The organism is Candidatus Enterovibrio altilux, assembly GCF_002381345.1.
In the GTDB taxonomy this organism is placed as follows: Bacteria; Pseudomonadota; Gammaproteobacteria; order Enterobacterales; family Vibrionaceae; genus Enterovibrio; species Enterovibrio altilux.
The window spans coordinates 112,272-127,080 of sequence record NZ_CP020660.1; the positions used below are offsets into that span (position 1 = coordinate 112,272).

A 14,809-nucleotide genomic window follows, 5' to 3' on the forward strand; every position below is an offset into this window, starting at 1 on the left:
ACATCTACCCAGGTTATTGCATGTGTCATGCTACAAATAAAAAGTTTTAAAGCTAAAATGGTTCGTAAGATCAATTTAGACATGTAATGTTTTTACTGATGCATTTGTCCTCCTCCGTTTTATAGCCAAACTGATACAGCTTTGTTTCCTAAATGAAGGAATTAAATTGAGCCAGATAATGGGGGGGACCTCGTTTATCTAGCAAAATAGCTATCACAATGGGTCTCATAGTCAAATAAATATTTTTAATGCCATTGAGAGGTTTACGGGGGATTCATTAACTCTGTTTTAAGCTTGCTCAACTGTTGTTGTCATTCGTGTATTATTTATGTATGAGAAAGCAAGTTACAAAGGCCAACATTGCGTTCAAGACGAAAACTAACGGAACTATCCAGTACTTTGCATTGATTCTACGGAGGATGAAAGCTTATAAGGAGGAGAATAGCTAAATTATTAAATAAATGAGTTCTTTATCCGATTATTCAGCTCGGTTTAATTTCATAACTGAATGGCTTCTACACCAATCTAAAACGTTAGTAAGCAATAATTAATTAAATTGTTGTTGTATTGCTTCTAGCTGGTTATTTTGCGGCGCCGCTTGTCCATTGACCTGAATGCTCAAGGAAATAAAACCCTTATAATCTAATCCACGTAGCTTTGAATTCAGTGTATTTTTCAAATGCATGCAGAGATTTATCTCGTCCGTTTCCTGACTGTTTGTAACCACCGAATGGGCATGTCATGTCACCACCATTATAGTGGTTTATCCATACCATTCCAGTTTTTAACGCTTTTGCTGTTTTATGCGCTTTGCTTATGTTAGAGGTCCAGACCGCAGAGGCAAGGCCATAGTTTGTATCGTTCGCAATAGCGATAGCTTCTTCGATGGTATCGAAAGTAATCACGGATAGCACAGGCCCGAAGATTTCTTCGCGTGCAATGCTCATGGTGTTGTCTACATTATCGAAGACTGTCGGCTCAATAAATAAACCGCCTGATTGTTCCATTACCTGCGAGCCACCGCATACAATATTTGCACCTGAGGCAGTACCTTTTTTGATATATTCCAACACTGTATCAAATTGTTGTTGGTCTATTATGGCGCCAACCTGCGTATCTGGATCAAGCGGGTGCCCTGGTTGCCAGCCTTTTAACGCAGTAACTACTTTTTCAATGAATGCATTTTTAATTGATGCTTCCACGAGAAGACGAGAGCCTGCTGTGCATACTTCTCCTTGGTTAAAGGCAATAGCAGATGCTGCTGAGTCAGCAGCATCATCAAGATTAGGAGCATCAGCAAAAACAATATTAGGACTCTTTCCGCCGGCTTCAACCCATACGCGCTTCATGTTAGATTTACCTGCATCAATCATTAATTGCTTGGCAATACGTGTCGAGCCGGTAAAGACTAGCGTATCTATATCCATGTGCAAAGCGAGTGCTTTGCCTACTGTGTGGCCAAAACCTGGGAGTACATTTAACACACCTTTTGGTATACCTGCGTCCATCGCCAATTGCGCTAAACGGATAGCCGAAAGAGGCGATTTTTCTGATGGTTTCAAGATCACTGAGTTCCCTGAAGCCAGCGCGGGGCCGAGTTTCCAACATGCCATCAGCATGGGAAAATTCCATGGTACAATTGCTGCTATAACACCAATAGGCTCGCGGGTAATCATGCCGATTTCATTGTGCGGCGTCGGGGCTAATTCATCATAAATTTTATCGACAGCCTCACCTGACCATTGAATGGCACGAGCGGAGCTATTGACATCCACTTCTTTTGAATAACGAATAGGTTTACCCATATCTAGGGTTTCAAGAAGTGCTAATTCATTGCCATTTTTTTTGATCAATTCCGCAAATAAAATTATGATTTTTTTTCGTTCAGCAGGGGCTAATTGTGACCATACACCACTATTAAATACGGTGCGTGCACTTAAAACAGCATGGTTTGCGTCTGCGAGATCACAACTGGCTACATTAGCGAGCAATCTTCCATCTATAGGGCTGATGCAAGCAAAAGTATTATTAGATGCGGCATTAATGTATTCACCGTCAATAAAAGCCTGTCCACGAATGTTAAGTTTTTTTGCGTAAGATTCCCAATCACTGCGTGACACTAATGAATTCATATTTATCTCTGTATTACTTATGATAAACTAAATTTTTACTCACTATGCACCATGTAAAAATGTTTTACAAATAAGTTATTAGGTATGTGTTCAATCGATTGCCATTAGTTTCATATACTTACTTTTTGTGGAGTAGTTATTGTGGCTATCATGTATGCTAACTACTGTTTTGTTAGCACCTAATTACAGTTCAAAAGTACGGCATTGAGTATGGTGGAGACTTTGTTTCCTAATCCTAGTTCAGATAACAAATTTCAACATAATTCGCGATTAGACGCGCGCTTTAGTTTTAGGTATACCTAATCAATTAGCTTATTTAACGCTTTTATCATGGTATAGGTAGCGCCAATCTGGGCATGGTACTCCCTTCGACTCAAGATCCCTCCGAATATTTTTTTAACTTGAACCATGTCTTTATTTCCTAAATCAGAGAACTAAATTATTAATCTATGTTCTCAATGGCTAGGATCATTTGAATACTTAGGTCTATGAGCAAACTTTGCTACAAAAGAATTAACTGGAAGCAGTATAATTAAGCTTTAATCAATCGTAGTTCACTAATATTATGGATTGATGAAGAGACCACTCAGTTATGCAATCAAACCAAGCAGTGTAATCATGGAAAACAACGTTTATTTAGTGACTTAGTCATTACAACAGACCTCCTGGTTAAACGTGTGTTATCAATGCCATCGAGAGGTCTCCAAGGATTGATTAATTCTATTTTCAAACTGACTCAACTGCCGTTGTTATTTCCTCACTATTCATGCATTACCAAGCGTGCCAAAATAGTTAATGTTGCGTCCAAGATGAAAATTCAAGGAATCGTTTAGCACTTAGTCATTGATTTTATGGGGTTAGAAATCTACGAGAAGGACGCATGGGAAGTAAACAACCATGGCAGTTAGCATTAACAAACTATGATTATACTAGTAGATCGTGTATCTTATGTAGTATTAGTTTTTATAGGGATTATTGACGCGTGCTTATGAATATCTCCTTAATTGCTGTCTTGTGCGTCCTTTTGTTTGGGCTAATTGTCGGTTACAATATTATGGCTCAGTATAGACAGCGTCTGGAGTCATCAAAGCGTCAGGAAATGGCTAAATATATTGCGGTTATTGATACCACTGAGGAGCTAATAGGTAATGCGCATAATTTACCATTTAGCGGTTCTTTGCTTGTTTGTCTTAATAACAAAATTCTTGATGCATTAAAAACAATGCATGATATTGACAGATCAGATCGTTCACTTGAACAACGTATAGTGGATGTTCAAGGTCAGATTAAGCAGATTCAGCATGCTTACCAAAACCAAGATTCAACTTCATTTCGCGTATCCGATAGTGACCGTGAAGCGATTTCAATGTTAAAGCTAGTTAAACGTCTTCGTGCCGTAATTAAAGCAGAACACACCAAAGGTCGAATGCTAACACAATTATTTGTGGCTGAAAATTTGCGTCTTGAACAAATGCAAGTAAAAATAAACATAGAGAATGTATTGAAGCGTGTTAATGATGCAAGGATAAAAGGCCAGCTGGGCACTGCTCAGCAGCTTATTAAAAAGGCTATTGAGGTAGTCAGCTCTAAAAATAATGCATATTGTCAATCCGCAAAAGAGTCGCTCAACGAGATGCTTGATGAAGTTAACCAAGCACTGAACAAGGGTCACGAGTCAGCAAAATCAAGAGCAACTGACAACAAAGAGCTCGACGAATTGTTTGCGCCAAAGAAAAAATGGTAATACCATGCACTTTCTTTAACAATTTACGTTCAATTAATTTGAAGATGATGGATTTTGCATCTGGAACTTACTAGGTATTTTCGTTCTAAACAGCTCAGTTCACTTAAATATTCAGATCTATGGATAAAGTTCGCTACATAACAACCAACGGGAATCAGTGTAATCACGCTTTAAATCATTATGGTTCATTAATATTTTGAATTTTTGCAAAAGCCATTCAGTGATCGAATTAAACTGAGTAGAGCAATCATGAGAAGCCGCGTTTATTTAGAGACTTGATCATTGCAATAATTTTCATAGTTAAACGCGTATTTTCAATGTTATTGAGAGGTTTACAAGTATTCATTAATTATATTTTCAAATTTGCTCAACTATCGTTGTCATCCCTTCACTATTCATGCATTAGCAAGCGAGCCAAAACGGCTAATGTCAGGTTCAAAATGAAGACTAAAGGAATCATCCCGCACTGAGCCATTAGTTCTACGGGGATCAAAGTCTACGGTCAAGTGCTATCGAACTTGTTCAAACAGACCGGCCAAAAAATCAATGAAGTACTAGCCGATAGTGCTTACGTTCCTGTTCGTATTAAACGAGCGATTCCACTTATCTTACAAAGAAAAGGAGTAACTTTTGAAAACGAGGTTATCCGCGTAATTTATCGGTTAGTTACCATAAATATTTCCTATCAGTGACCGCCATGGTAAAAGTATTGCATGAGCTGACTGGGTTAGGTATGTCTAAAATAAAAGTAATTGTTTAATCGTAAATCATGTTGGGATTTGCTACTTGCATTCGAATTAGGAAAGAAAGCCACGTTAAATATAAGTTATGCCATACTTGATGTTTACCGTCAGTCTCATGCTTTTTTACTTTCCATTTCATCTTTGCCGCAAATTTTTAGCCACGTGGAATCAATAGCTAAGCGCTAGATAGTTCCTTTATTTTTTGTTTTGAACGTGACGTTAACCGTTTGGGTGTGCTTGCTAATGCATGGATAGTGAGGGCATAACAACGGTAGTTGAGTTAATTTGAAAACAGAAGTAATTAATCCTTGTAGACCTCTCAATCGCATTGAAAACATGCGTTTAATCAGAAGAGCTGTCGTAATAGCTAATTTACTAGATAAATGAGGTCTCCTATGATTACCCTGCGTAGTTTTATTACATAGCCGAATGGCTTTTTCATCAATTCAGAAGATTAGCTAGCCACATTAATTCAAGCTTCATTATGCTTCTGCCAGTTCGTTTGTTTATAGCGAAGCTTGCTCATAGACCTGAATGTTTCAGTTAACCTAGCTGTTTAAAGCGTAAATTGATAATTTAGTTCCCTGATTTAGGAAAAAAGCCGATCTATAGTAGCGTCTTGGATGTTTAAGAAATCAAAATTTTTTAATGCTTTCCGACATATAATATGATTTTAAATCATTCAGAAATCAAATGCCTGCAATCACTACTAGTATATACTCATAGAGATTACATAATCAATAAATGGAATAAATTATGACCACTTATGATCCTATTGTGCCGGTGTTGCTTGAAAAAGTTTATCATCTAATTGACGAAAAACTGGACAAAAAACAACAACCACTTGTAGAGACTTTGGCTAAAAGAATCCTGGGATCCATATCTGATCATGATTTACAAGAAAGGAATGAATCTGATCTATACGGTGCTGTTATCAGTCTTTGGCACCATTTAAATACTTTTGATCAATCTAAAATATTTGCGAAAGTGTTTAATCCCACGCTCAGCTGTGATGGTTGGCAATCTACCCATACTATTGTTGAAATTCTTACACCAGATGCGTCATTCTTGGTTGACTCAGTACGTATGGCACTAAATCGTTTTGAGGTTACTACCCACTTAATGGTCCATGATCCACAGAGTGTTGTAAAAAACACGAAGGGCAACGTTACTCAAATTGGTAATGAAAAGGGCGAACGCCAAACTGTGTTCCATATTGAAATTGATAAGATAACAAGTAAAAAAGAAATGGCAGCACTCGAAAAAGACCTAATTGAAACGCTCACGGATGTGGCACTTGTTGTGAACGATTGGCAACCCATGCATGATAAAATGGAAGAGCTTATTGTAGATCTAAAAAAGAGACAGCCACCTGTTGATAAAGAGCGTCAAGAACAGGCGATTGAATTCCTAAAATGGGTTAGTGCACATAATTTCACCTTTATGAGTTATAAATACTATGACTTGTTGGCGATCGAAGGTGACCACATATTAAAATCGTCTGATCAAGCTGGACTAGGGTTAGCTAAAAAATTTCACTTGCTGAGACTCGGTATTAAGTTATCTGAAATCCCAGAGTCTGCGAGAGCAACAGCGCTTCGTAAAGAATTGTTGATTATTAATAAAGGTAACAGTAAATCGCGTGTTCATCGCCCTAGATATGTCGATTATATCGGTATTAAGTGTTTCGATAGCAAGGGGAATGTAGTTGGCGAACATAGATTTCATGGTCTTTATACCTCGTCTACGTATAACCAGCCAACGAATAGCATTCCAGTATTGCGAAATAAAGTTCAGCGGGTACTAGAGATGAGTGGCTATTACCGAGGTTCACATTCTTGGAAAGCACTGTCGAATATCATCAAAAATTTTCCGCGGGATGAGTTGTTTCAAGCAACCGAAGCTGAAATGCTCGCTATCGGAATGGGTATTGTGCAAGTACAAGACAGGGATATGCTACGAATTTTTATTCGTCGTGACCAATTAGGGCGTTTTTTTTCCTGTATGGTGTATGTTGCACGTGAGCGTTACAATACAGAGCTTCGACGTGCTACACAGCGTATTTTGAAGCAATACTTTGGCTCAAAAGAAGACGTAGAATTTACAACATTTTTTTCTGAAAGTCTGCTGGCAAGAACTCATTACATTGTACGTGTTGATAACAATAACTTCGATATTGATGTGAAAAAAATTGAAGATAATCTGAGAGAAGCAGCAGCAACATGGCATGATCGTCTAGAAGAGACCATTCTTGCTAACTTTGGAGAAAACAATGGTTCACTTGTTGCTAAACGTTTTTTTCGAGCATTCCCTCGCTCTTATCAAGAAGTAATGTTACCGAGTTCTGCGGTTGCTGATATTGAATGTCTTAATAGTTTGAGTGACAGCAAGCAACTCGACATGTTGTTTTATCGTCCACAAGAAGAACCTTCTACTTCGCGAGCTGTGCGACTTAAATTATTCCAAAGGGGGGAGGCTATACACCTGTCCGATGTGATGCCTATGCTCGAAAATTTAGGTTTACGCGTGATTGGTGAGGCACCGTATAAAGTGGAGACTACAACGGGAAATATTTTTTGGATTTTGGATTTTTCAATGTTGCATAGCGCAAATAATGGTTTGGATCTTTCGGAAGTACGCGATAAGTTTCAAAATGCGTTTGCTGCAATTTGCGAAGGGCGCTTAGAAAGCGATGGTTTTAATCGATTAGTTTTGAATGCTGGTTTATCTGGTCGTGAAGTTACGATTCTTCGAAGTTACTCACGTTACATGCGCCAAGTGGCTTTCCCATTTAGCCAATCGTATATTGAAGAAACGCTATCTTCACACGCTGATTTGGCACAGTTATTAGTAAAGTTATTTAACAAGCGCTTTGATCCACAGTCATACTGTGAGAAAGCACAAGACAAGATCATCAAGTTAATTGAAAAAAAATTGGACCAAGTTGAAAGCTTGGACGACGATCGTATTATTCGTCGCTACATGGAAATAATTCTTGCAACACTGCGCACCAATTATTATCAACAAGACAAAAAAACTGGTGAGTTAAAGGACTATTTATCATTTAAAGTGGAACCATCGAAGATTCCAGAAATTCCAAAACCTGTTCCTGCCTTTGAAATCTTTGTTTACTCGCCAGATATTGAAGGTGTGCACCTTCGTGGCGGAAAAGTTGCTCGTGGTGGTCTTCGTTGGTCTGATCGTCAGGAAGATTTTCGAACAGAAGTGTTAGGTTTAATGAAAGCGCAGCAAGTTAAGAACACAGTCATCGTACCCGTAGGAGCAAAAGGAGGATTCGTTTGTAAGAAGCAACATTCTCTAATCGGTCGTGACGAAATTTTCGCTGAAGGGCAGCGTTGCTACCGTACCTTTATTCGTGGTTTGTTGGACATATCAGACAATATTATTGAAGGCACTTTAACATCACCTATATATACAGTTTGTCATGATGAGGATGATGCCTATTTAGTTGTTGCTGCGGATAAAGGTACGACAACTTTTTCTGATTTAGCAAACTCCGTATCTGAAGAATACAACTTCTGGTTGGGAGATGCTTTTGCATCTGGTGGTTCCAATGGCTATGACCATAAAACCATGGGAATTACTGCAAAAGGTGCATGGGAATCAGTGAAACGTCATTTCCGCGAAATAGATATTGATTGTCAAAAAGCTGATTTTACCTGTGTTGCGATTGGTGATATGGCTGGTGATGTATTTGGAAACGGAATGCTGCTTTCAAAGCACATTCGTCTTCAGGCAGCTTTCAACCATATGCATATATTTATTGATCCAACCCCAAATTCAGCAAAATCATGGGTTGAGCGTGATCGACTTTTCAAACTCCCGCGTTCAAGCTGGGAAGATTACAACAAGAAACTTATTTCAAAAGGGGGAAATATATTTTCTCGTCAGTCCAAAGCGATAAAATTGTCTCCTGAAATTCAAAAAATGCTGGGTGTGCATAAGAACACCATGACGCCCAACGAACTGATAAAGCAAATTCTAAAAGCCAATGTTGATCTTTTGTGGAATGGTGGTATTGGTACTTATGTTAAAGCTGAATCCGAAACACATACTGATGTAGGAGATCGAGCGAACGATGCTGTACGCCTTAATGGTAACGAGTTAGGCGCTAAGATTGTAGGTGAAGGAGGTAATCTGGGGATGACTCAGTTAGCGCGATTTGAGTACGCCATGAATGGCGGACGTGTAAATACAGACTTTATCGATAATGTTGCGGGTGTAAATTGCTCAGATAATGAAGTCAACATCAAGATCTTGCTTAATGGATTGGTTGCAGCAGGAGATTTGACGTACAAGCAACGTAACGAATTGCTTGTACGAATGGAAGATGAAGTTTCTGATATCGTGCTTGCTAATGCATACTGTCAGAGTGAATCTATCTCTGTAATGGAAACTCAGCAGGTGGCATTATTGAAAGAGCAGATCCATTTTATTCATTATCTTGAAAAAAACTGGAATCTGGATCGCGGGCTTGAATACTTACCAGATGATGAAGCGCTAACAGAACGTCATCTTCATGGTAAGGGATTAACTCGGCCAGAAATAGCAGTGCTAGTTGCTTATGGTAAAATGATATTGAAAAAGCAGTTCGTCATAGACGAAATCACTCAAGATCCTTATTTCGGCGCTTTATTGCAAGTTTATTTTCCTAGTGAGTTACAATGTCACTATCGAGATGCAATGGAGTACCATCCACTACGAACTGAAATCATTGCGACGAGTTTGGCAAATCAAATGTCTAACTGCATGGGGTTTAATTTTGTATCTAGGATGCAAGATGAAACTGGTGCAAGTGTTGGAGAAATTGCGTTAGCATATGCCGTAGCGCATAATATATTTAATTTTAATGTACTATTTGAAGATATTCGTACATTAGACAATCAAATTATCACTGATGTGCAATATACTATTTTGTTCAGATGTCGTCGTATGTTGCGTCGTGCTACGCGGTGGATATTGCGGAATCGCGCGCGAGGCCAAGGGATTCAAGAGCAATTGGCGTTCTATAAACCTGCAATCAAGAATTTATCAGATCACCTTGAAAAATATTTAGTTTCATCAGAAGTTAAAGAGCACGAACAACAAGCAGCCGGTTATATGCAAAGTGGTGTGCCAAAAAAAATTGCAAATAAAGTCTCATGTCTAACTAGTTTGTTTGCTGGTTTGGATTTGGCACAAGTCTCTGATCAAGTGAATCAGCCATTTGATGTGGTGGCGCGTTTGTACTTTGTTCTGGGCGACACTATGTCTTTGCATTGGTTTTTGAAACAAATAACTAATCAACCAGTGGAAAATCATTGGCAAGCATTAGCTCGAGCTTCATTTAGAGAAGATTTAGGTTGGCAACAACGTTTACTGACAGCACGAATTTTAGCTGATATGAATAAAGGCGAATCTGCTGAAATCGGTTTGGAAACTTGGATGATAAAACACGCCGTAAGTTTAGGTCGTTGGGAAAGTATTGTTGCCGAATTTAAAGTCGGTTCAGCGCATGAATTTGCTAAATTTTCTGTTGCATTGCGGGAACTTACGCTTTTAAATTTGAATTAAAAATTGAATGTGTAAATAATACAGTTTCCGTGTTTCGGAGGTTATATGATGTATCGCTTTGCCAGAGCGGCCATTTTTAAGCTTGACCCAGAGCATGCTCATGATCTGATCATTAAAAATCTTTCTCGTTTCACTGACACTCTGTTAGATGTTTTTTATCGTCAAGACCTTCCGCTGCGTCCTGTTCAAGTCATGGGATTGCATTTTAAAAATCCAGTAGGCCTTGCGGCAGGCTTAGACAAAAACGGGGAGTGCATTGACGCATTTCGCGTAATGGGGTTTGGTTTTGTAGAAGTAGGAACGGTTACACCACGTCCTCAATCAGGCAATGATAAACCACGTCTTTTCCGTGTACTTCCAGCTGAAGGTATTATCAATCGCATGGGGTTCAATAATGCAGGTGTTGATGCACTGGTTGCAAATGTAAAGAAGACAAAATACGAAGGTATTGTCGGGATCAATATCGGTAAAAATAAAGATACATTACTAGCAAATGGTAAAAATGACTATTTAATTTGCATGGAGAAAGTCTATAATACTGCAGATTATATTGCGATTAATATATCTTCGCCAAATACGTCAGGTCTTCGTGCAATGCAATATGGTGAAGCACTGGATGATTTATTGCATTCACTGAAAGTGCGGCAAAATGAATTGGCTCAAGATAGTGGTAAATATGTACCGCTTGCATTAAAGATCGCGCCAGATATGATAGAAGACGAATTGATTCAGGTTGCTGATGCTTTGATTCGTCATAACATTGATGGTGTTATTGCTACTAACACAACCTTGGATAGGTCATTGGTAAAAGGTATGCCGTACGCTCAAGAGCAGGGTGGTTTAAGTGGGCGTCCTGTTCAAAACCGAAGCACTGAAGTGATTCGTCGTTTGTATCAAGAATTGAATGGTAAGTTGCCAATAATAGGAGTGGGTGGCATTGATTCAGTTATAGCTGCAAAAGAAAAAATAATGGCTGGTGCTGTGCTTATTCAAGTTTGCTCTGGTTTTATCTACCATGGTCCAAAACTGGTTAAGAGTATTGTTAACAATATTTAACCCAAAAGTTAAGTAATTAGCAAGAAGGAAAATTAGGGTTACCATTTTTTGTTTCAATTTAATTAAATTTCGGAAAAAACACATATTCAATCAGACATGTGTGTTAAGTAGTCTTTTGATACCTCCGCAAAAGTATTAATGCTTGAACACAAGACAATGTTACGAAACAGCTCGTTCAATACGTATTGTTTCGTAACATTGTCTTGTGTCGGAAACATTATCGGCTGATATTCCATTGATTTTTTTAACGGTACTGGTTGAGCAAGTTAGGCCTTACTTCACCGTTAGTCACACTTGACGCACTTAACTGAGCAGCAATGATTTCATGCGTCTTTACATCTACCGCTCAATGTAACTTGTACCATACTCGACGTTTTCCATCAGTGCCATGCTTTTTTACTTGCCGTCTAGCTGCACCGTAGACTTTGATCCCTGTAGAATCAATGGCTAAGTGTTGAATAAGTTTGAAAATCTTCGGCTTACACACGACATTAACGGTTTTGGCTCATTTGCTAATGCATGAATAATGAGGGTATGATAACTGTAGTTGAGCAGGTGTGAAAATAAAATTAATGAATGCTTACAGATCTCTCAATGTCATTTCAAATATACATTTAACCATGAAAGACGCTATCATGGCTAAATCTCTAAATAAACGAGGTCTCCCATGATTATCTTGCTCCGTTTGATGCCATAGCTGCATAGCTTTTCCATTAATCCAAAATGTTAGTTAGCCATAATTGATTAAAGATTGATTATGCAGCTTCCAGTTAGTTATTTTGTAGTGAAGATTCTTCATAGACCTGAATATTTAAGTGAGCCTAACCGTTTAGAGTATTGATTAAAAATTTAGTTTTCTTATTTAAAAAATAAAGCCGGTTACCATAAATCTTTCCTAGCAGAGACAGCAATGGTTCGAGTCAAAAATTACTGGGAGGGATGTTTTGCCGAAGGAATCACATAACCAGGCTAGTGAAACCGATGCCATGATAAAAGCGTCAAATAAGCTGACATGGTTAGTAAGTGTGCTGAAAATACAAGCAAAAGTTTAATAGTGGATCATATTGAAATTTGTTATCTGCACTCTAATTAAAAAACAAAGCTGTGAAAGTGCTCACTGAGGTGATGTCATAGACATATTTAAAAATTTATGAAAGCAATCGCAATAGATAATTTGGTTAAAGTATATGACACAAGTATAAAAGCGCTGAAAGAAGTATCTTTGACTGTAAAGCAAGGTGATTTCTACGCATTGCTAGGTCCTAATGGGGCGGGTAAATCTACCCTCATAGGTATCATTAGCTCTTTGGTGAACAAAACATCGGGAAATGTAAAAATTTTTGGATACGATATTGACATTGATCTTGTTGAAGCAAAGAAGCAACTAGGTTTAGTGCCGCAAGAATTTAACTTCAATCAATATGAAAAAGTGCAACAAATTTTATTGAATCAAGCCGGATATTATGGTGTAGATCGTGACACCGCAAGAGTGCGAGCAAAAAAATATCTTTCTTTGCTCGATTTATGGGAGAAACGAAATGAGCCATCGAAAACGCTGTCTGGTGGCATGAAACGTCGTCTCATGTTAGCAAGAGCATTGATGCATGAGCCAAAGTTACTGATTCTTGATGAACCTACAGCAGGTGTTGATATTGAATTACGCCGTTCAATGTGGACTTTTTTAAAAGATATGAATGAAAGCGGCATCACTATTATTTTAACAACGCATTATCTTGAAGAGGCGGAAACACTATGCCGAAACATTGGGATTATTAATCGAGGAGAATTAATTGAAGACACATCTATAACGTTGCTTTTAAAAAAGATAAATATTGAAACGTTCTTGTTAGACGTGGCTCCTCACAGCCAAGTTGTAACGCTGAATAATGTGAAATGGCAGCAAATTAGTGACAATACTTTAGAAGTGGAAATTCATAAATCCATTGGCCTTAACACAGTTTTTTCGCAATTGACGGAACAAAAAATTCAAGTTCTTTCGATGCGTAATAAAACAAATAGGCTTGAAGAGTTATTTATAGCTTTGGTACGAAATAGTGTGCTGTGAAGACACAAGTATGAATGAAAAAAAATTAAAAGTTAAATATAGGCTTTGTTTCTTAAATTATGGAACTGAATTACTAATCTATGCTTTAAACAGCTAAGTTTGCTTACATACTTAGGTTTATGGACAAATTTTGCTGTAAAATAAACACTTGGGAACAGTATAATCAAACTTTAATTATTCATAGCTCACTAATATTTTGGATTGACATAGACGTCATGTAGCTATGGAATTAAATGCAGCTAGTAATAGAGGGAAACGTCGTTTATTTAGCGACTTAGCCATTTTTAGCGGTCGATGTAAATATGCATGAAATAATCGCTGCTGGGCTTAATGTATCAAATGTGACTAACGGTGAAGTGCTATCTAGCTTGCTTAAACAGATCCGCCGCAGAATTGATGAAGTATCATGCCATCGTGCGTACGACACAAGGCAATATTTCGAGTCAAAAAAAACAGTAGGAGAAACATTGAGTCTAAAGGATTAAAATGCCCAAACTAGCGAAATTTTCATCATAATAAAAGCAATACATAAGCCAATGGGGCTAAGTGTACTTAAAACGTAAGGCTTTGTTTTTTAATTCGAGTTTATATGACAAATTTCAACATGATTAACGATCAAACAATTGTTTTAGGCATACCTAGTTTGGTCAGCTTATTTAAGGATTTTATCATGGTGTAAATTTTGCTAATTTGAGAATTATGCTCTCTTAAGTGCAATGTTCCTCTTAGTAGTTTTTTGGCTCGCAACATTGCTGTCTTTGATAGAAAATATTGATGGTAACCATACCTCGTTTTTTCAATGCTAATTGGGATCGTATAACTTCTGTTAACTGAGCGTTAAATTATGCGGATGACTCCGTTTTCAAAAAATTGCCCTTTTTTGCGGTATGAGTAGAATCTATCGCTTAATACGAATAATTTCGTAACATTGTTTTGTGTCATCAACACCATCGGCTGATATTTCATTGATTTTTCGGCGGGTTTGTTTGAGTAAGTTAGGTAACCCTTCACCTTCAATCACATTTGATGCGCTTAACTCAGCAACAATGATTTCATGTGTATTTATATTTATCGCTAAATACAACTTGCGTCTAACTTACTGTTTTTCATCAGTATCATACTTTTTTACTTTCCATTTTCCTTCACCGTAGGTTTTGAACCTCAGAGAATCAATGGTTAAGTGTTATATGCTTCTTTTACTTTTAGTCTTAAACGTGATGTTAACCGTTTTGGATCGCTTGCTAATGCGCGAATAGTGAGGGCATGATAATGGCAGTTTGTAAGTTTAAAAAATAGAATTAATGAATCCTTACAGACCTCTTAATGGCATGGAAAATCTGCATTTAACCATGAGGTCCATCGTAATGATTAGGCCATTAAATACATGAGGTTTTCCATGATTATCCGGCTTGGCTTGATTTCATAGCGGAATAGCTTCTTCATCATTCCAGAATGTTAGCAAGTCACAATTGATTAAAACTTGATTATACTGTTT

General features: G+C 37.8%; 6 protein-coding genes and 6 pseudogenes. 7 read left to right on the top strand and 5 right to left on the bottom strand.

Going from position 1 to position 14,809, the window contains the following annotated elements:
- Positions 1 to 635 precede the first annotated feature (635 nt).
- Positions 636 to 2,132, bottom strand: a complete 1,497-nt coding sequence (locus tag BTN50_RS00485; RefSeq protein WP_096618632.1) for an aldehyde dehydrogenase — start codon at positions 2,130 to 2,132, stop codon at positions 636 to 638.
- A 542-nt stretch (positions 2,133 to 2,674) separates the two neighbouring features.
- Here BTN50_RS00485 and BTN50_RS00490 point away from each other — a divergent pair.
- The 3 genes and pseudogenes from BTN50_RS00490 to BTN50_RS09180 form a co-directional block, all read left to right on the top strand.
- Positions 2,675 to 3,037, top strand: a pseudogene (locus BTN50_RS00490) (transposase); the annotation flags it as partial.
- 83 nt (positions 3,038 to 3,120) lie between these two features.
- Positions 3,121 to 3,876 carry a DNA repair protein gene (locus BTN50_RS00495; RefSeq protein ID WP_096619501.1) on the top strand — a complete coding sequence of 252 codons (756 nt, stop codon included), beginning with the start codon at positions 3,121 to 3,123 and terminating at the stop codon, positions 3,874 to 3,876.
- A gap of 119 nt (positions 3,877 to 3,995) precedes the next feature.
- Positions 3,996 to 4,636, top strand: a pseudogene (locus BTN50_RS09180) (transposase).
- 56 nt (positions 4,637 to 4,692) lie between these two features.
- Here BTN50_RS09180 and BTN50_RS00505 read toward each other — a convergent pair.
- Positions 4,693 to 5,091: pseudogene (locus tag BTN50_RS00505) on the bottom strand (transposase); the annotation flags it as partial.
- Between the two features lie 284 nt (positions 5,092 to 5,375).
- Here BTN50_RS00505 and BTN50_RS00510 point away from each other — a divergent pair.
- Together BTN50_RS00510 and pyrD are read left to right on the top strand one after the other, a co-directional pair.
- Positions 5,376 to 10,193 (top strand): NAD-glutamate dehydrogenase, encoded by a 4,818-nt coding sequence (locus BTN50_RS00510; protein ID WP_096618636.1) that lies wholly within the window; start codon positions 5,376 to 5,378, stop codon positions 10,191 to 10,193.
- Positions 10,194 to 10,238: 45 nt separating this feature from the next.
- A complete protein-coding gene (gene pyrD, locus BTN50_RS00515) occupies positions 10,239 to 11,249 on the top strand; it encodes a quinone-dependent dihydroorotate dehydrogenase (protein WP_096618637.1) in 1,011 nt (336 codons plus the stop codon).
- Between the two features lie 86 nt (positions 11,250 to 11,335).
- Here pyrD and BTN50_RS09830 read toward each other — a convergent pair whose 3' ends face one another.
- Together BTN50_RS09830 and BTN50_RS10610 are read right to left on the bottom strand one after the other, a co-directional pair.
- Positions 11,336 to 11,485: a hypothetical protein gene (locus BTN50_RS09830; RefSeq protein WP_161492871.1), complete on the bottom strand. Its 150-nt coding sequence runs from the start codon at positions 11,483 to 11,485 to the stop codon at positions 11,336 to 11,338.
- Positions 11,415 to 12,048 (bottom strand): annotated as a pseudogene (locus BTN50_RS10610) (IS5 family transposase); the annotation flags it as partial. The gene BTN50_RS09830 and the pseudogene BTN50_RS10610, both read right to left, overlap by 71 nt.
- 351 nt (positions 12,049 to 12,399) lie before the next feature.
- Between BTN50_RS10610 and BTN50_RS00525 the strand changes: the two are divergent.
- Positions 12,400 to 13,314: an ABC transporter ATP-binding protein gene (locus BTN50_RS00525; RefSeq protein WP_096618639.1), complete on the top strand. Its 915-nt coding sequence runs from the start codon at positions 12,400 to 12,402 to the stop codon at positions 13,312 to 13,314.
- A gap of 284 nt (positions 13,315 to 13,598) precedes the next feature.
- Positions 13,599 to 13,766: pseudogene (locus BTN50_RS11875) on the top strand (IS5/IS1182 family transposase); the annotation flags it as partial.
- Between the two features lie 163 nt (positions 13,767 to 13,929).
- On the opposite strand, the pseudogene BTN50_RS00530 reads toward BTN50_RS11875, so the two are convergent.
- A pseudogene (locus BTN50_RS00530) lies at positions 13,930 to 14,788 on the bottom strand (IS5 family transposase).
- Between the last annotated feature and the right edge of the window lie 21 nt (positions 14,789 to 14,809).